15 protein-coding genes and 1 tRNA gene are annotated in these 17,389 nt (G+C 70.7%); 3 read left to right on the top strand and 13 right to left on the bottom strand.

Annotated elements, in window-relative coordinates; genetic code table 11:
• The 5 genes from VGL30_RS17275 to glmU all read right to left on the bottom strand — a co-directional run.
• The coding region (locus tag VGL30_RS17275) for a 3-deoxy-7-phosphoheptulonate synthase (RefSeq protein WP_331541262.1) at positions 1-684 on the bottom strand (684 nt) is incomplete at its 3' end.
• A gap of 52 nt (positions 685-736) precedes the next feature.
• Entirely contained in the window at positions 737-1,987 is a 1,251-nt protein-coding gene (locus VGL30_RS17270; RefSeq protein WP_331541261.1) for an O-antigen ligase family protein, read from the bottom strand.
• Entirely contained in the window at positions 1,984-3,366 is a 1,383-nt protein-coding gene (gene gor / locus VGL30_RS17265; RefSeq protein ID WP_331541260.1) for a glutathione-disulfide reductase, read from the bottom strand. Before gor ends, VGL30_RS17270 begins: the two co-directional genes overlap by 4 nt.
• 10 nt (positions 3,367-3,376) lie before the next feature.
• Entirely contained in the window at positions 3,377-4,060 is a 684-nt protein-coding gene (gene rpiA, locus VGL30_RS17260) for a ribose-5-phosphate isomerase RpiA (protein WP_331541259.1), read from the bottom strand.
• A complete protein-coding gene (gene glmU / locus VGL30_RS17255) occupies positions 4,057-5,400 on the bottom strand; it encodes a bifunctional UDP-N-acetylglucosamine diphosphorylase/glucosamine-1-phosphate N-acetyltransferase GlmU (protein ID WP_331541258.1) in 1,344 nt (447 codons plus the stop codon). Before glmU ends, rpiA begins: the two co-directional genes overlap by 4 nt.
• An 83-nt stretch (positions 5,401-5,483) precedes the next feature.
• On the opposite strand from glmU, the gene gph reads away from it, so the two are divergent.
• Both gph and VGL30_RS17245 read left to right on the top strand, forming a co-directional pair.
• The gene (gph, locus tag VGL30_RS17250) at positions 5,484-6,197 is read left to right on the top strand and encodes a phosphoglycolate phosphatase (RefSeq protein WP_331541257.1); all 714 of its coding nucleotides are present in this window, start codon (positions 5,484-5,486) and stop codon (positions 6,195-6,197) included.
• Between the two features lie 21 nt (positions 6,198-6,218).
• Positions 6,219-6,293 (top strand) — tRNA-Val (locus VGL30_RS17245).
• A gap of 216 nt (positions 6,294-6,509) precedes the next feature.
• Here VGL30_RS17245 and VGL30_RS17240 read toward each other — a convergent pair.
• The 7 genes from VGL30_RS17240 to VGL30_RS17210 all read right to left on the bottom strand — a co-directional run bounded on the left by VGL30_RS17240 (position 6,510) and on the right by VGL30_RS17210 (position 13,455).
• Complete coding sequence (locus tag VGL30_RS17240; protein ID WP_331541256.1) at positions 6,510-7,490, bottom strand: aldo/keto reductase; 981 nt, start codon at positions 7,488-7,490, stop codon at positions 6,510-6,512.
• Between the two features lie 23 nt (positions 7,491-7,513).
• Positions 7,514-8,884 carry an LLM class flavin-dependent oxidoreductase gene (locus VGL30_RS17235; RefSeq protein ID WP_331541255.1) on the bottom strand — a complete coding sequence of 457 codons (1,371 nt, stop codon included), beginning with the start codon at positions 8,882-8,884 and terminating at the stop codon, positions 7,514-7,516.
• Between the two features lie 4 nt (positions 8,885-8,888).
• Positions 8,889-9,641: an ABC transporter ATP-binding protein gene (locus tag VGL30_RS17230; RefSeq protein ID WP_331541254.1), complete on the bottom strand. Its 753-nt coding sequence runs from the start codon at positions 9,639-9,641 to the stop codon at positions 8,889-8,891.
• A complete protein-coding gene (locus tag VGL30_RS17225) occupies positions 9,638-10,510 on the bottom strand; it encodes an ABC transporter permease (RefSeq protein ID WP_331541253.1) in 873 nt (290 codons plus the stop codon). The genes VGL30_RS17230 and VGL30_RS17225 overlap by 4 nt, the downstream gene beginning before the upstream one ends.
• Before the next feature lie 7 nt (positions 10,511-10,517).
• The gene (locus tag VGL30_RS17220) at positions 10,518-11,633 is read right to left on the bottom strand and encodes an ABC transporter substrate-binding protein (protein ID WP_331541252.1); all 1,116 of its coding nucleotides are present in this window, start codon (positions 11,631-11,633) and stop codon (positions 10,518-10,520) included.
• A 145-nt stretch (positions 11,634-11,778) separates the two neighbouring features.
• A complete protein-coding gene (locus VGL30_RS17215) occupies positions 11,779-12,768 on the bottom strand; it encodes a TauD/TfdA dioxygenase family protein (protein ID WP_331541251.1) in 990 nt (329 codons plus the stop codon).
• Between the two features lie 222 nt (positions 12,769-12,990).
• The gene (locus tag VGL30_RS17210) at positions 12,991-13,455 is read right to left on the bottom strand and encodes an Rrf2 family transcriptional regulator (RefSeq protein ID WP_331541250.1); all 465 of its coding nucleotides are present in this window, start codon (positions 13,453-13,455) and stop codon (positions 12,991-12,993) included.
• A 390-nt stretch (positions 13,456-13,845) separates the two neighbouring features.
• Between VGL30_RS17210 and VGL30_RS17205 the strand changes: the two genes are divergently transcribed.
• Positions 13,846-16,191: a TonB-dependent receptor gene (locus tag VGL30_RS17205; protein ID WP_331541249.1), complete on the top strand. Its 2,346-nt coding sequence runs from the start codon at positions 13,846-13,848 to the stop codon at positions 16,189-16,191.
• Positions 16,192-16,246: 55 nt separating this feature from the next.
• Here VGL30_RS17205 and VGL30_RS17200 read toward each other — a convergent pair whose 3' ends face one another.
• Positions 16,247-17,164 (bottom strand): DUF481 domain-containing protein, encoded by a 918-nt coding sequence (locus VGL30_RS17200; protein WP_331541248.1) that lies wholly within the window; start codon positions 17,162-17,164, stop codon positions 16,247-16,249.
• Between the last annotated feature and the right edge of the window lie 225 nt (positions 17,165-17,389).

Genomic DNA, 17,389 nt, shown 5'->3' with positions numbered 1-17,389 from the left:
ATGCAGGTCCGGCTGGCTTTCCGGCGTCACCCCGATGGCGGCCATGAAGGTCAGGGCCTCGGAGATCTTTTCCGACAGTTCGCGATAGCGGGCGCCCTGCGGGCTGTCGTTGACGAAGCCCAGGGTCCAGCGATGGATGTTGTGCAGGTCGGCATAGCCGCCGCCCGCAAAGGCGCGCAGCAGGTTCAGCGTCGAGGCCGACTGGCTGTAGGCCTGGATCAGGCGCTGCGGGTCCGGGGTGCGGGTCTCCGCCTCGAACTCCATGCCGTTGATGATGTCGCCGCGGTAGGAGGGCAGCGTCACCCCGCCGGTGGTCTCGGTGGGCGCCGAGCGCGGCTTGGCGAACTGGCCGGCCATGCGGCCCACCTTCACCACCGGCTTGCCGCCGGCGAAGGTCAGCACCACCGCCATCTGCAGGATCAGGCGGAAGGTGTCGCGGATGTTGTCCGCGGCGAACTCCTTGAAGCTCTCGGCGCAGTCGCCCCCCTGCAGCAGGAAGGCGCGGCCTTCCGAGACGTCGGCCAGCAGGGACCGGAGGCGCCGGGCCTCGCCTGCAAACACCAGCGGCGGCATGCGCCGCAGCTCGTTCTCCACCCGCGTCACGGCGGCGGGATCAGGGTAGTCTTCCGGCATGTGCTTGCCGGGCTTGGCGCGCCAGGACGCCGGGCTCCAGGGGTCGTTCATCGCATAACTCCGCGCCCGGCCGCGCATGCCGCGGCGGGCGAAAGCGGGCCTTCTACTCCAAAACCGGGGCCGCGGTCGACGTTCGTCTCGCCTGGGGCGCGCGGCGGCCCCGCGGCGCCGGCGGCGGCTGGGCCGCCACGGCGGTGGCCAGGACGGCGGAATAGGCCCCGAGCGCCAGCCACCACTCCTGCCAGACCCCGAAGCTCACCAGGGAAAACAGCAGGTAGGCCGTAACCCCGGCCGCGGCGGCGGCCATCGCCGGATCGCGCGCCGGCCGGCCCAGGCGCACGATGGTCACCGTCCAGAAGGCCGCGGCGGCCACCGCCCCGATCAGGCCAAGCTCCAGCCAGATCTGCAGGGCCGCGTCGTGGGGGTGCAACTGGATGCCGGGCGCGAACATGCGGCTGGCGTCCAGGCCCCAGCCACGCAGGGGATGATCGCCGATCCAGTCGGCGGCATGGCGCCAGTAGCGCATGCGCTGCGACCAGGAAGGCTGCTCCGACGCCTGCAACCGGTCGTACCAGCCGCTGGCGCGCACGAGCCAGACCAGGGCCGGCGCGGCGATGTAGAAAAGCCCCGCCCCCGCCGCCATCACCCGCGGCGCCATCCGGGGCCAGCGCCAGACGGCCAGGGCGACCGGCGCCGAGAGCCCCAGGGCCAGGAACGGGGCGTCGGAGCCGAACATGCGGCTGGCCACCCCCAGCCCCGCCGCCATGGGAAGCGCCAGCCACCAGCCGCCGCCGGCTCGCACCGCGGCCAGCGCCGACACCGGCCAGAGCACGGCCATGACGAAGGTCGATTGCGCCACGTTCTTGACCCCCAGGTCGGGACGGATCGGGTCGTGGACCGCGGCGCGCAGGGTCCGGTAGATCCAGGCTCCGGTGAAGCCCTCGACCAGCAGCACAAGGCCGAACAGGGCCACGCCCCAGGCCAGCAGCCGCAGCATCCAGGTCCGCGCACCGGGACTGGCCCGCCGCGCCCCGCAGACGGCGGCGTAGTACAGCGTCGCCTGGGCCACGAGCTTCAGCGCCGTCGAGCCCCAGAGCGGATGGCGATAGGGGCTCCAGATGGTGGAGCCGAGAGCCCAGATCAGGCCCACCAGCAGGGCGATGTAGGCCGGGCGGTCGTCGTCGGTCGTCCGCAGGGCGGGCAGGCAAGCCAGGCCCAGCAGCGCGATCAGCAGGGCGAAGCCCATGGGCGCAAGCCAGGCGACCAGGGGCGTCATGACGGCGACGGCGACCAGCCAGCCGCCGCACCAGGCCCCCAGCCGGTCACGCGGCGGGGCGACGGCGGCGGCGGTCATCCGATCCCGCCCAGCTCCGAGGGCATGTACTTCTCGCGCAGGGTCACGAGTTCTTCGGCCAGGGTCGGGTGGACGGCGCAGGTGGAGTCCCACTGCTGTTTGGTCACGCCCATCTTCAGCGCCACGGCGGCCATCTGGATGATCTCCGGCGCGTCGGGGCCTACCACGTGGCAACCGACCACCCTCTGGCTCGCGGCCTCCACCACCAGCTTGATCAGGCAGCGTTCGTCGCCGCCGGCGAAGGCGTATTTCATCGGCCGGAAGCGGGCGAGGTAGATGTCGACGCGGCCCAGCGCATGGCGGGCGTCGGCCTCGGTCATGCCCACCGCGCCGATCGGCGGCTGGGAGAAGACCGCGGAGGCGACCATCTCGTGGTCGAATCGGGTCGGGCGGCCGTAGAATTCGGTCTCGGCGAAGGCCGCGCCCTCGCGGATCGCCACCGGGGTCAGGTTGAGGCGGTCGGTGACGTCGCCCACCGCCCAGATGTTGTCGACATTGGTCCTGGAGTAGTCGTCGACCTTCACCGCGCCCAGTTCCGTGAGCGCCACGCCGGCGGCCTCCAGGCCCAGGCCCTCGACGTAGGGCTTCCGGCCGACGGCGAACATCACCAGGTCGGACTCGACCTTGTGGCCGTCGGCGAAGGTCGAGACGACACCCGAGGCGGTCTTCTCCAGGCTCTCGTGCCGGCAGCCGAGGATGACCTGGATCCCGCGCTTCTCCATCTCCTCGGCGACGTGGGCGCGCACATGGTCGTCGAAGCCGCGCAGCACGTTGGGGCCGCGGTGGACCAGGGTGGTCTCCACCCCCAGGCCGGCGAAGATGCCGGCGAACTCCACGGCGATGTAGCCGCCGCCGGCGATGACGATGCGCCGGGGCAGCTCCGGCAGGTGGAAGGCCTCGTTGGAGGAGATGGCGTGCTCGATCCCCGGCACGGCGTCCGGCGCCCAGGGGCGCCCGCCGGTGGCGACCAGGACCCTGTCGGCGGTGATCGTCCCGTGGCCCTCGACCTGCACGGTGTGGGCGTCGGTCAGCCGCGCCTTGCCGTGCATGAGGACGGCGCCGGCGTTGGAAAGGTTGGTGACGTAGATCCCCGACAGGCGGGCGATCTCCGCATCCTTCTCCTCGATGAAGGCGCGCCAGTCGAAGGACCGCTCTCCCACCGTCCAGCCGTAGCTTTGGGCGATCTTGAAATGGTGAGCAAATTCCGAAGCGTAGACCATAAGCTTCTTGGGCACGCAGCCGCGGATGACGCAGGTGCCGCCCACCCGGTGCTCCTCGGCCACCGCCACGCTGGCGCCGGACATGGCCGCCAGCCTGGCGGCGCGCACGCCGCCGGAGCCCGCGCCGATGACGAACAGGTCGTAGTCGTATGTCGCCACGCGGTGCTCCTTAAGGCTCCACCCGGACGACGCCCGCGTCCTCGCCCACCAGCGCCAGGTCGGCGAGGTCCAGGAAGAGGCCGTGGTCCACCACGCCGGTGACGCTCTTCAGCGCCTGGGCGAGTGCGGCCGGTTCGGGGATGCGGCCGCAGGCGGCGTCATAGATAAGGTTGCCGTTGTCGGTGCGCACCGGGGCGCCGTCCTTCATCCGCAGGCGCGGGGCGACGCCCAGGTCGCATTCGGAGAGCGCGTCGCTGATCCGCAGCGCCGTGCTCCGGTGGCCGAAGGGGACCACCTCGATGGGCAGGGGGAAGGCGCCCAGCATGGCCACCCGCTTGGCCGCGTCGGCGATCACCACGCAGCGGGCCGAGGCCTCCCAGACCAGCTTCTCGCGCAGCAGCGCCGCGCCGCCGCCCTTGATCAGCGCCAGGCCCGGGCCGATCTCGTCCGCACCGTCGACGGTGAGGTCGATCTGCTTCGCCGCGTCGAGTTCGAGCAAGGCGATCCCCAGGCCGGCGGCCAGGTCGGCGGTGGCCTGGGAGGTGGGCACGCCGCGCACATCCAGCTTGCGGGCGGCCAGCGCGCGCACGAACCACGCGGCGGTGGAGCCGGTGCCCAGCCCCACCGTCATACCGGCCTCGACCATAGCCGCGGCGGCCTCGCCGGCGGCGCGTTTCTGATCGTCGGCGGTCACTTGCGGTCCTTGCGCTTGGCGGCCCGGAATGCGTCGGCCCAGCCGGGCTTCTCCACCTGGCGCCCTCGGCCCAGCGCCAGCGCATTGGGCGAGACGTCGTCGGTGATTACCGAGCCGGAGCCGGTGAAGGCCCCCTCGCCCACCGTCACCGGCGCCACCAGGGCGGTGTCGGAGCCGATGAAGGCGTTCGCCCCCACGTGGGTCTGGAATTTGTCGAAGCCGTCGTAGTTGCAGAAGATGGTCCCGGCGCCGATGTTGGCGCCCGCCCCCACCGTGCCGTCGCCCAGGTAGGACAGGTGGTTGGCCTTGGCGCCGCGACCCACCGCCACCTTCTTCACCTCGACGAAGTTGCCGATGTGGGCGTCCGGGCCGATGTCGGCGCCCGGCCGCAGGCGCGCATAGGGGCCGATCAGGGCGCCCTCGCCCACCGCGGCGCCCTCCAGGTGGCTGAAGGCGCGGATCTGGGCGCCGGCCGCCACGGTCACGCCCGGGGCGAAGACCACGAACGGCTCGACCACCGTCCCCGCGGCGATCTCGGTGTCCCAGCTGAAGTGGACGGTGTCCGGCGCCGGCATGGCGACGCCCTCGGCCAGGAAGTGCGCCCGGCGCCTGGCCTGGAACACCCCCTCGGCGGCGGCCAGCTGCCCGGGCGTGTCGCAGCCCATCACCGCGCTTTCCGGGGCGGTGGCCGCGCGGACCTTGGCGTGCTCGGCGACGGCCAGCCTGACGACGTCGGTCAGGTAGTACTCGCCCTTGGCGTTGTCGTTGGTCACCCGGGAGAGCCAGCCGAACAGGCGCGCACGGTCGGCGGCCAGCATGCCGGCGTAACAGGTCTTCACCGCCTGTTCGGCAGGGGTCGCGTCCTTGGGCTCGGCGATGCGCAGCACATGGCCGTCCGCCCCGCGGATCAGCCGGCCGTACAGCAGGGTGTCGACCGGCTCGAAGCCCAGCAGCGCCAGGTCCACGCCCTCGGCGCGCAGCCCATAGAGCGGCTCCAGGTCCTCCGGCGCCAGCAGCGGGCAGTCGCCGTTGGTCACCAGGATGTCGCCGCCGAAGTCCTGCAGGGCGTCGTGGGCGGCGAGGACCGCGTGGCCGGTGCCCAGCGGCGAATCCTGCAGCGCCACGGCCCCCTCGCCCAGCCGCCGCACCACCAGCTCGCGCACCGCCGGGCTGTGGTTCCCCACCACCACCACGATCCGCTCGCAGCCGGCCTGCTCCACCGTGTCGATCACCCGGTCGAGCAGGGTGCGGCCGCCCACCTTGTGCAGCACCTTGGGCGTCGGCGACTTCATGCGCGTGCCCTGGCCGGCGGCGAGGATGACGGCGGCGCGAGGAGTCATGGGGTAGCCTCCGAATCCGGCTAGGGTTTGCAATCTTGCGGCCTTTAGCCCAAACGGCGAGCGCTTTCGATCAGGAGCTTCGCGTGACCGACCTGAGCGCCGTTTCCGGGGCGGTGATCGCTTTCGACCTCGACGGCACGCTGGTGGACACCGCCCCCGACCTGATCGCCACCCTGAACGTGCTGCTGCAGGACGACGGGCTGGCGCCCCTGCCGCTGGCGCAGGCCCGGCCGTTCATCGGCCGCGGGGCCGCCTGGCTGATCGAGCGGGGCTTCACCGCCGCGGGCGCGCCGCCGGCGCAGGACCGCCTGCCGCTGCTGTTCGACCGCTTCATCGCCCGCTACCGGGCCCACATCGCCGACCAGAGCCGGCCGTTCCCGGGGGTGGTGGCGGCGCTGGACGCCCTGAAGGCCGCCGGCGCGCGGCTGGCGGTCTGCACCAACAAGCGCACGGACCTGTCGCGGGCGCTGCTGGATGCGCTGGGCCTCACCGGCCGGTTCGACGCCATCGTGGGCCCCGACCTGGCCCGGGCCGCCAAGCCCGACCCCCTGCACCTGACGGCCACTGTGGCGCTGGCTGGCGGCGACGTCCGGCGCACCGTCATGGTGGGCGACGCCGCCACCGACGCGGGCGCGGCGCGGGCGGCGGGGGCGGGCCTGGTCCTGGTGAGCTTCGGCTATACGGAGATCCCGGCGGCGGAGCTGGCGCCGGACATCCTGATCCACCATTTCGACGAGCTGCCGGGCGCCTGCCAGCGGCTGCTGGGCGCTTGCCCCCCGGACGCCGGCGGTCTATAGGGCGTCCCCTTCGCGACCGGCGGATGCGTAGCTCAGCGGGAGAGCACCTCGTTCACACCGAGGGGGTCACAGGTTCAATCCCTGTCGCATCCACCACTTTTTCCAAACTTTTGAGATAGTTGAAGTTTCTCCCTGTCAGGGGACCACCTGGGGCCGTTTGCCGCGCCGGGGGGTTCACGAGCCGTCATCGCGGCCAAGCCCACGGTGCGGGCGCCGACGGTCAGGTCCAATCGTCCGGGTAAGACCGTTGCATGCGCTGCATCCGGCGCCGGGGCTCACGGTCCACCCGGCGCGCACGGCGGTGGCGGCCAACTACGCGACAGCGAGACCGGGAACAGGCGTGGAGCCGGCGGGGTAGCGCGCCCCTGCGGTGGAGCCGGGGGCGAACACCGCCTCCAATTCCGCCAGGGTTGCAGGGTCGAGCGTGAGGTCGTTGGCCGCCCAGTTGGCATCCAGGTGGCGGACGTGGCGGGTGCCGGGGATGGGCACGACGTTCTTCGAAAGCACCCAGGCCAGGCTGACCTGCGCCAGGCTCGCGCCCAGCCGGCGCGCGACGGCCTCGGCCACCGCGCGGCGCTGGCTGTTCTCAGCCACCGCCTCGGCCTGGAAGCGCGGATGCTGGTGGCGCCGGTCGGTGGGCTCGGTGGGATGGGCGCCCGCCAGGAAGCCGCGGCCGAGCGGGCTGTAGGCCACGAAGCCGATCCCCAGCTCGCGCGCCGTGGGCAGGATCTCGGCCTCCACCTCGCGGGTCCATAGCGAATATTCGCTCTGCAGCGCGGCGATCGGGTGGACCGCATGCGCCCGGCGCAAGGTGGGAGCGTCCACCTCGGAAAGGCCGATCGCGCCGATCTTGCCCTGCCGCTTCAGCTCCGCCAGCGCGCCGACGGTGTCTTCCACCGGCGTCTGCGGGTCGAGGCGATGCAGGTAGTACAGGTCGATGCGCTCGATGTTCAGGCGCTTGAGGCTCGCCTCCACCGCCTGGCGGACATATTCCGGCCGGCCGTCGACCTGCCGCCCGCCCTGGCCGCGGTCGAGGCGGTTGCCGAACTTGCTGGCGATCACCAGGCGGTCGCGACGCCCGGCGACGGCGCGGCCGAGCAAGGTCTCGTTGTGGCCCTGGCCATAGACGTCGGCGGTGTCGAAGAAGTTGATCCCGACCTCGATGGCGCGGTCGAGGACCGCGAACGATTCGGCTTCGTCCGCCCGGCCATAGGCGTGGGAGAGGCCCATGGCGCCGTAGCCCTGACGGCTGACGGCGAAGGGTCCGAGCGGCACAAGGGGGGTCTGGGTCATCGGGTTGCTCCGTGGAATGGACGTCAGGCGCCGACGGCCTGGCGGGCGGCGTCGCGCAGCACGAGGCCGTTCGAGGGGCGTGCGAGGCCGAGGTTCTCGCGCAAGGTGTAGCCCTCGTACTCGCGACGGAACAGTCCGCGGCGCTGGAGGATCGGCACCACCTGCTCGACGAAGTCGGTGAGGCCGGTAGGCAGGATGGGCGGCATGACGTTGAAGCCGTCGGCGGCCTCGTTCTCGAACCACAGCTGCATGGCGTCGGCGACCTGTTCGGGCGCGCCCACCACGGTGCGGTGGCCGCGGGCGGTGGCCAGCCGCCGGAACAGCTCGCGCAAGGTCAGCTGGTTGCGCGTGGCGAGGTCGCTGACCAGCTTCAGCCGGCTGACGCTGCCGTTGGTCACGGCGGGCAGCGGCGGGGCGGGATCGTCCAGCGACAGGCCGGTCAGATCGACGCCCTGGTAGTGGCGGCGCAGGCCCGCCCAGGCGACCTCGTCGTGCACCAGGGCCTGCAGGTCCTCGTAGCGCCGCAGGGCCTCGGCCTCGGTCCCGCCCAGCACCGGGAAGATCCCCGGCATGATCAGCAGGGTCTCCGGCGCGCGGCCGAACCTGGCCATCCGCCGCTTGACGTCGCGGTAGAACGCCTGGGCGTCCTCCAGGGTCTGGTTGGCGGTGAAGATCACCTCGGCGGTGCGGGCGGCCAGCTCGCGGCCGGGGGCCGAAGCGCCGGCCTGGACGATCACCGGATAGCCCTGGGGCGGGCGGGCGATGTTCAAGGGCCCGCGCACCTGGAAGTGCGGGCCGTGGTGGTCGAGGAGGTGGAATTTCTGCAGGTCGACGTAGACGCCGCTCTCCCGGTCGCGGAGGAAGGCGTCGTCCTCGTAGGAATCCCACAGGCCCTTCACCACGTCGATGAACGCCTCCGCCCGCTCGTAACGGCGGGCGTGCTCGAGATGCGCGGGCAGGCTGAAGTTGTGGGAGACGTCGGCCCCGGTGGTGACCACGTTCCAGGCCGCCCGTCCGCCGGAGATCCAGTCGAGCGACGCGAACTTGCGGGCCGTGGTGAAGGGATCCTCGTAGGTGGTCGACGAGGTGGCGACGAAGCCGATCCGCTCGGTCACCATCGACAGCGCCGACCACAGGGTGACCGGTTCGAAATGGGCGGACTTGCCGCTGCGGGCGAACTCGCCGCGCTCGGCGGGGTTGGCGTAGCCGCCGGGGCTGTCGGCCACGAACACCATGTCGAACTTGCCGGCCTCCGCGGCCTGGGCCAGCGCCTTGTAGTGCGCCAGGTTGAGGCCGGCGTCGGCCTGGGCGTCCGGATGGCGCCAGGCGGCCACGTGGTGGCCGGTGGCCTGGAGGAAGGCGCCGAGGCGGATCTGGCGAGGGGTCTGGCTCATGGGATCACCCGTTGGAGGCGGCGAGGGGAACTGGATCGGCGGAAGCGGCCGGCGGATCGGCTTCGACCCCAAGCAGGACGAGAAGCCGGGCCTTGAGCTCGGCGGCGCGCTGGGCGCGGGCCGGGCCGGCGGCGGGCAGGTTCACGGCCAGGTCGGCGGCCAGGCGGCCACCGTCCAGGAGCACGATGCGGTCGGCGAGTTCGATGGCCTCGTCGACGTCGTGGGTGACCAGCAGCACCGCCGGATGGTGGGCCTGGGACAGCCGCCGCACCAGGACGTGCATGCGGATGCGGGTCAGCGCGTCCAGGGCGCCGAAGGGCTCGTCGGCCAGCAGCAGCTCGGGCTCGCGGACCAGCGCCCGGGCCAGCGCCACCCGTTGCTGCTCGCCGCCGGAAAGCTCCGCGGGCCAGGAGGCCTCCCGGCCGGCGAGCTCCACCTCGGCGAGCGCGCGGCGGCCGCGGGCCTGGGCGTCGGCGCCCGGCAGGCCCAGGACGACATTGTCGAGCACGCGTTTCCACGGCAGCAGGCGCGCGTCCTGAAACACCACGGAGAGGCGCTCCGGCGCCCGGATCTCGCCCTCCCCCTCCGCCTCGTGGTCGAGGCCGGCGATGGCGCGCAGCAACGTGCTCTTGCCCGAGCCGCTGCGGCCCAGCAGGGCCACGAACTCGCCGCGGGCGATGTCGAGGTCGAGCCCGTTCAACACGCCCTTGAGGGTGAAGCGGCGGACCAGGTTGCGGACGCTGACGACGGGGCTCATGCGAGCGTCCTGCGCCAGGAGAGCGCCCGGGCTTCGAGCAGGCGCAGCGCGCTGTCGGTGACGAGGCCGAGGACGGCGTAGAGGACGAGGCCCACGACGATGATGTCGGACTGGGCGTAGGTGCGGGCGAGGTTGATCATGTAGCCCACGCCGCTGGAGGCGTTGAGCTGCTCGACCACCACCAGCGCCAGCCACGCCCCCATCACCCCGAAGCGCAGGCCGAGCATGAACCCCGGCAGCGCGCCAGGCAGCACCACGTGGCGGATGAAGGCGAGGCGGCCGAGGCCCAGGGTCTCGGCCAGTTCGACGTAGCGCAGGTCGATGGCCCTGAGCGCCGTGTGCGTGTGCAGGTAGATCGGCACGAAGACGCCCAGCGAGATGACGATCACCTTCATGCCCTCGCCGATGCCGAACCAGAGGATCACCAGCGGGATCAGGGCCAGGACCGGGATGGCGCGCTTGATCTGGACCAGGCCGTCGAACAGATAGCCGCCGAGCTGGCTGAGGCCCGAGATCAGGGCCACGATCACGCCCACGGACACGCCCCAGGCGACGCCCTGCGCGGCGCGCCAGGCGGAGACCGCCAGGTCGGCCTGCAGCCGGCCCTGCCGCACCAAGTCGACGGCCGTGGTCGCCGTGGCCCAGGGCGACGGCAGGACGCGGCTGTCGATATGCCCCGCCGCGGAGCCCACGGACCAGAAGAGCACGAGAAGGAAGGGACCAAGCAGCGGGCCGAAGGGCACGGCCTCACCCGGCCCGAGGCGGGTGGCGCCGGGCCGGACCTGTCGCCGGGGCTGCTGGGAAGCCCGGGGGATCGGCGGGGCCACTTCCGTGGCGATGGCCAGCGCCTGGGGCGTATGGGCGTTCATGGACATCCTACCTCTGCGCCAGGGCGACCGGGACGGGATCGGCCCGGTAGGCGGCGGCCTCGGTGGCGGCGAAGGCCTCGTAGCGGCGGTCGAAGAGAGTGGCGGCGTCGAAGGACTTGTGGCCGATCTCGCGGGCCATCAGGTCAATGGAGGCCTGCTGCAGCCGGATCGCTTCGCTCCAGTCGCCGGGGATGGCCGGATGGCCGGCGGCGCGGACCACATAGCGGGCGTCCTCCGGCGACAGGCCCTGGTTCCTGACGTAGTACATCTGGGCCAGCTCCTCGGGATGGGCGTCGCCCCATTCGGCGGCCCGGGCCCAGAGGCGGACATAGGTGCGCAGCGCCGCGGCCTTGGCCGGGTCCTGCAGGGTCTCGACACGGACGAAGAGATTGATCATGTCGTCGCGGAAACCGGGATGGCGCAGAACCTTGCCGCCCGAAGCCGCGTATCGCTCCAGGTAGCGCTTCACCGGCGCGCCGGCCCCGATCGGGGCGACATCCACCATGCCGCCCACCAGGGCGTTGATGTAGAAGTCCGGGCTGGTGGAGGGCAGCTCCACCAGCTTGACGTCGGCCTTCGAGAGGCCCTGGGCCTCCAGGGCGCGCAGCACGATCTCGCCTTGCACCTGTCCGGGACTGAAGGCGATCCGCTTGCCCCTCAGGTCGGCGAGGGAATTGATCCCGGCCTGCGGGGCCACGGCCAGTTCGAAGGCAGGGTGGTCCAGCGGCGCGTCGCGGAAACGCACTGCGATGGTGCGGACCGGGATGCCGACCCAGGTGGCGTGGATCGGCGGGATATTCGCCCCCGTCCCCACGTCGAGCACCCTGGCGTGGAAGGCCTCGGTCACCCCCGGACCGCCAGTGATCTGCGCCCAGCGGATCTGGAACGGCAGGTCCTTGAGCCAGCCGTTGTGCTCGAGGATGCGCTGGGTGACGGGATCGCCGACGACCAGCGTGGTCCCGGCGGGCATGCTCGCGGGCAGCGGCGCGGAAAGCGGCAAGCCCTGGGCGGCGGCCCGGTCGGCCTTGAGCTGGCCCTGCGGGGGGGCGAAGGCCAGCACTCCGGCCGAAACGCCCAGGGAGACCGCGATGATCGCGACGACGCCGGTTCGGGTGAATGACACGTGCGCACTCAGTCGGTCCGGCTAGGCCGCACCGCTCCGCTGGGGATGGAAGACGGGGAGTTCGCGGCGGGCCGGGCCGAATGGGGCGTACGGCCTGGGCCCGCCGCGTCACGCCGCGATCAGGCGGCGCGTTCCGGGGAGGAACCTAGCCAAGGATGTTGAACAGCTCGCCTTCGATCGGCCGTGAGCGGAAGCCGTCCGGACCCACCGGCAGCTCGCCCGCCACGGTGATGCGGCGCACCACCCGGGTCTCGCCGAAGTGGGCGTAGTCGACGGGGCCTGCGTGGGCGACGGCCTGGTTGTCCCACACCACCAGGGAGTTGGGCGCCCAGCGGAAGCGGGCGGCGTATTCCGGGCGGGTGACTTCTCCGTAGAGCAGGTCGAGCAGGGCCTGGCTCTCGCGCTCCTTCAGGCCCGCGACGTGCGTGGTGGTGCCGGGATTGAGGAAGAGGATCTTCTCCCCAGTCTCCGGGTGGATGCGCACCAGGGGGTGGAGGGAGACGAAGGGCCCGATGCTGCGGCCATCGCGGCGTGGGGCGCGCGAGGGGCCGCCCGCGTCGTAGCTCGAGGTCTGGTGCACCACCTGCAGGCCGTCGACCAGCGTCTTGATCGCCGGCGACAAGCCCTCGTAGGCGGCGGCCAGGCTGGCGAACAGGGTATCGCCGCCGTAGGCCGGGATCGAAACCCCGTACAGGATCGAATAGCTGTTGGGGTTGGCGACGAAGGTGATGTCGATGTGCCAGCCCTTGTAGTCACGGGGCGGCCGGGCGCCGACGGGACGGGTGTCGGTCTCGGTGCGGCGGACGCGGTATTCACCAATCTCCCGCTCCCAGATCTCGGGATGCTCCTCCAGGCCCTCGGAGATCGGATGCGCCGGGGTCAGCGGGCCGAAGTTGCGGCCGAAGGCCTTGAGCTGGTCGTTGGTTAGGTCCTGGTCGCGGAAAAAGATCACCCGCCACTTCCGGATGGCCTGGCGAATTTCGGCGAAGGTCTCGACGTCGAGCGGCTGACGCAGGTCGACGCCCGAAATCTCGGCCCCGATCACCGGGGTCACCGGGGCGACGGTGATGCGGGAGGGTGCGGAACGCCCATCGCGGACGGGGTCGCGGGTGAGGACGGCGGCGGCGCTGCTCATGTGAAAGGCCTCGGGCGCTAGGGATGTTGAACGGCGCCTCGGCGCCCGCGGCGCCGGTTGGCGACGACCACGGCGCTAATTCCTACTTGTTTGATATGCATTGTCAACGCGGCTCGACGCCAAGAACGTGGACAGAAATTCTGTGACTATGGCCCAGTGAATCTGATGACGTCCCGGGCCGGGCGACACCTGGGCCCCGCCCTCGAGGGGCGCGGCTCGTGGTCACGAGCCCGCGTCCAGGGGTTCCGGGGCTTCCAGCATCAGGGCGACTTCCGACGAATCCTTCAGTGCGTCGGCGAGCGTCGTGCGGTCGAGGATCTCGCTCACCTCGTTGCGGACGGTGGCCATGATGCGGCGCAGGACGCAGGCGGTTTCGTCGGGGCAATCGTCGCAGCGCTTGTAGAAGTTGCGGCTGGCGCACGGGATCAGGGCGAGCGGGCCGTCCGTCAGGCGGACGATCTCGCCGAAAGTTATCAGGTCCGCCGGGCGCGCAAGGCGATATCCGCCGGTCTTGCCGCGAGCGCTGTCCACCAGGCCCGCGCGCCGGAGGTCCGACATGATGGCCTCGAGGAACTTGCGGGGGATGTTCTCGTCGGCGGCGATGGCGCTCACCTGGCGCGAGGCGCAGTCCGACCGCGCCAGATGGATCAGCGCCTTGAGCGCATAACGGCCGCGTTGGGAAAGCATGTCCTGGTCCGGTCGGGACGCCAACCGGCGCCGAAGATTCCGGGCGATTGAACGGCATCGGCGCACGCGCGACGAGAGGTGGCGCGGCCGCGGGTGGGAATTGGTTACGATGATAAAAGAAAAACTATAAGCTATTAGGATATCATATCTCTTAAATCATATTGACTTGATATGTTTTAAAACGCCATACCCGCTCACCTCGACACCACGGTCGAGCCTCGAACGGAACACCGGCCATGCCCCTGCAATACCGGCGATGTCGCGCCGCCTGACGGCCTGACCCCGCGCACCGACGCGCGGCCCTCCCCGCTCCGCCCTATCCGAACCGCCCCCGCCCGCCCCGCGACGCGGGACGGCCCCGCTCAATCCTATGCTCTGGATCTTCTCCCCATGGACCGCCGCTTTCCGCTCAAGACATTCCTTCTCGCCTCGCTGGCGATCCCGGCCCTGCTGGCCGGCCCGGCCCGGGCCGAAACCGCCGCAGCCGCCGTGGGCCACGCCGCCGACGCCGTCGAAGGCCAGGCCGAGGCGGTCTCCGGCACGGACGCCATGACCACGGTCAACGAGATCCTGGTGACCGCGCGGCGCCAGACCGAACGGGCCCAGGACGTGCCGATCCCGCTCACCGCCATCTCCGGATCGACGCTGGAGGAGAAGGGGGCCTACACGCTCGAGGACATCCAGCGGCAGGCGCCCAGCTTCACCGCCTACAACTCGAACCCGCGCAACTCGTCGGTGTCGATCCGCGGCATCGGCATCTCCTCGGCGGCCGACGGGCTGGACAACTCCGTGGGGATCTATTTCGACAACATCTACCTGGGGCGGCCGGGCATGGCCCTGGCCGACCTGATCGACATCGACAGCTTCGAGATCCTGCGCGGGCCGCAGGGAACGCTGTTCGGCCGCAACAGCTCGGCCGGGGTGGTCAACGTCACCACCCGCAAACCCAGCTTCTCGCCCGCCGCCACGGCCGAAGCCTCGATCGGCAATTACCACTACAACCAGCTCCGCTTCAGCCTCACCGGGCCGCTGGTGGACGATCTGGTCGCCTTCCGCCTGACCGGCTTCAACACCCACCGTGGCGGCGTGCTGGAAAACACCAAGACTGGGGTGGACGCCAACAGCGTGGGCCGCTCCGGCGCCCGGGCGCAGCTGCTGATCACACCCTCGACCAAACTCTCGATCCGGCTGTCCGGCGACGTCTCGCAGGAGGACGACAGCTGCTGCGTCAGCGTGCTGTCGCGGGTGATCCCCACCAGCCTGGGCGGGGCGGGCGAGGCGCGGACGCTCGCGGCCTTCGCGGCCCTGGGCTACACGCCGCAGGCCAGCCTGGACTCCACCCAGAACAACGCCATCCAGGATATGCGCACCGACCAGAAAGGCTTGTCCGCCGAGGTGAACTGGGACCTGGGACCGGTGACCTTCACCTCGATCACCGGCTGGCGCTACTGGCATTTCGACCCGCTGCAGGACAGCGACAGCACCCCCCTCGACATCATCCAGGTGAACGTCGCCCGCACCAGGGACTGGCAGTATTCCCAGGAGTTCCGGGTGGCCTCCAAGCCCGGCCGGTTCAACTGGCAGGGCGGCGCCTTCCTGTTCGAGCAGCGGCTGAAGGACCACTACATCCTCAACCAGTTCGGCTACGACGCCGGCGCCTTCTATACGGCGCTGGCGCGGCAGACCAACCCCAACGCCGCGGCGGTCAGCATCGCGCCGGGCTCGCAATACATCGACGACACCACCAGCAAGTCGACCTCCTGGGCCGTGTTCGGCCAGGCGAACTACCAAGTTACCGACAAGCTGATCCTGACCGGGGGCGTCCGATATACGAAGGACAAGCGCTCGGGCGTCACCAACACTTCGACGCTGGGTACGCCTTATGGGCCGACCTCGATCCCGTTCAACTACGACGTGACGGTGGAGGGCGACAACGTCTCCTACCTGGGCGCCGCCGCCTACAAGCTGACCCCGGACAACCTGGTCTACGTCTCCTATTCGACGGGCTACAAGTCGGCGGGGCTGAACCTGAACGCGGCGGTGAGCGCCGGCTCGCCGCTGATCCTCGACCCGGAGAGGGTGAAGAACTGGGAGATCGGCACGAAGAACAGCTTCTTCCACCGGCGCGTGACCCTGAATCTCAGCGCGTTCGACACCAGGCTCAGCGGGCTGCAGGCCAACATCGCCCTGCCCGGGATCCGTTCGTTCCTGGCCAATGTGGGCGACGTGCGCGCCCGCGGGGTGGAGGCCGAAGGGACCTGGAACGTGACGAACGGCCTGACGCTGTCGGCCGCGGCGTCCTACAATGACGCACACTACACCTCCTACCCGAACGCTCCCTGCCCCGTGGGCAAGACGGCGCCATGCGACCTGACGGGCGCGCGCCTGTTCCAGTCGCCGAAGTGGATCGCCAACCTCGGCGCCCGCTACGAGTGGCAGGTGAACGAGGAAATCCGGCCCTATGCGCTGGTCTCCTATTCCTACCGCTCGAGCCAGCTCGGCTCCGTGCAGGCCGACCCGCTGACGCGGATCGCCCCGTATTCCCTGGTGAACGCCCGGCTGGGGGCCAAGCTGGGCGAGCGCTACGACGTCTCGGTCTGGGTCGACAACGCCTTCGACGAGACCTACTTCCAGTCGTCCAACACCACGGCCGTGGTCGGCGCCTCGGCCTACGGGGTCACCTCTCGGCTGGGGACCCCGCGAACCTTCGGCGCGACATTGCGTGCGGATTTCTAGAGGGCCGCCCGGGCGGCCGGCCGGGCTCATCGAACGCCCCGACGCGCAGCCCGATCTAGAAGCCGTAGACCAGCGAGACCCGCGAAGTGGTGTCGAGATTTTCCTGCCCTTCGGGGGCGTCGCTCTCGTACTGCAGGTCGTAGGAGAGACGCGCCTTCAGCGGACCGAACAGCCGCGTCTCGATCGCGGTCGAGGATTTGGCGGTCGTATCGCCTTTCTGGAGATAGATCGCGGTTTCCTCGGTGAAGGTGAGCCTCGGCGAAGGCAACCATTTCAGATGGAACGACCCGCGCGCCGCCAGCCGGTCCTGCGTCGCCATGTCGTAGAAATTTGTGAGCCGGGCGGCCGGGCCGGCGTCGAAGTCGATCTTGAGGTCGGGCCGCTCCACGGCCGATACGCCCACCCCGACGCCTGCGGTGTAGCGGTTGCGGTAGCCGAGGAACCGGTCGTGCTCATATTGGCCAAGGCCATAGGCATAGAAGACGGGATCGAGCTTCAGCTGCGGCTGATAGGCGAACAGGGCGCGCTCGGTGGACGGCGTTCCGGAGGTCTCCTGGTATTCCGCGTGGGCGGTGAGCTTGTGGGTCCACCTGATCCCGACACGGGTCAGGTCGAGACCGCTGTAGAGGTCCAGCACGCCGCTGTTGCCGGTGGATCGGCTGCCGCCGAGTTCGATGGAGCCCCTCCATAGCGACAGCGGCCCGGCTGCGGCGACACGCGCCTCAGCTTCCCGCGCCTCGGCCGCCTTCCTCGCCGACAGCTGGGCGTAATAGTCGGCCGCGATGGCGTCGATCTCGGCGGCGCTGTCCGGAACGGTGCGCTTGGCCACGCTGACCACGCCGGCGATCGTCGCCGGATCGTCGGTGGAGATCGCCGTCTCCACCATGGCCCGGATCGGGTCCGGCGGCGGCGCGGCCAGGGCTCCCCCCGGCAGGGCGCAGAGCAGCAGTACGGGGCGAAAGCTACGCGTCACGAACTCGACCTACGAACGCGCCCGCCCCGGAGCGATAGCGGCTCGCTACCACATCAGGGCGCGGGGACGCCATCCGTCCGCGGTGTGGCGTGGTGTGGTGGCGGTGTTGGGCTGTGGTTGTCCAGAAGGGGGTGTTGGGTGAGCAAGGCGGCGGCAAAGCGGCCTGGGCGGCGGTTTTATTGGCCGCTGCGCCATCTTTTCGCCCAGGGCTGCGTCTGAGACACG

The organism is Phenylobacterium sp. (assembly GCF_036502675.1).
Taxonomy (GTDB): Bacteria; Pseudomonadota; Alphaproteobacteria; order Caulobacterales; family Caulobacteraceae; genus Phenylobacterium.
Note: the sequence above shows the minus strand (reverse complement) of the source record. Positions and strands in the feature narration are given on the sequence as shown.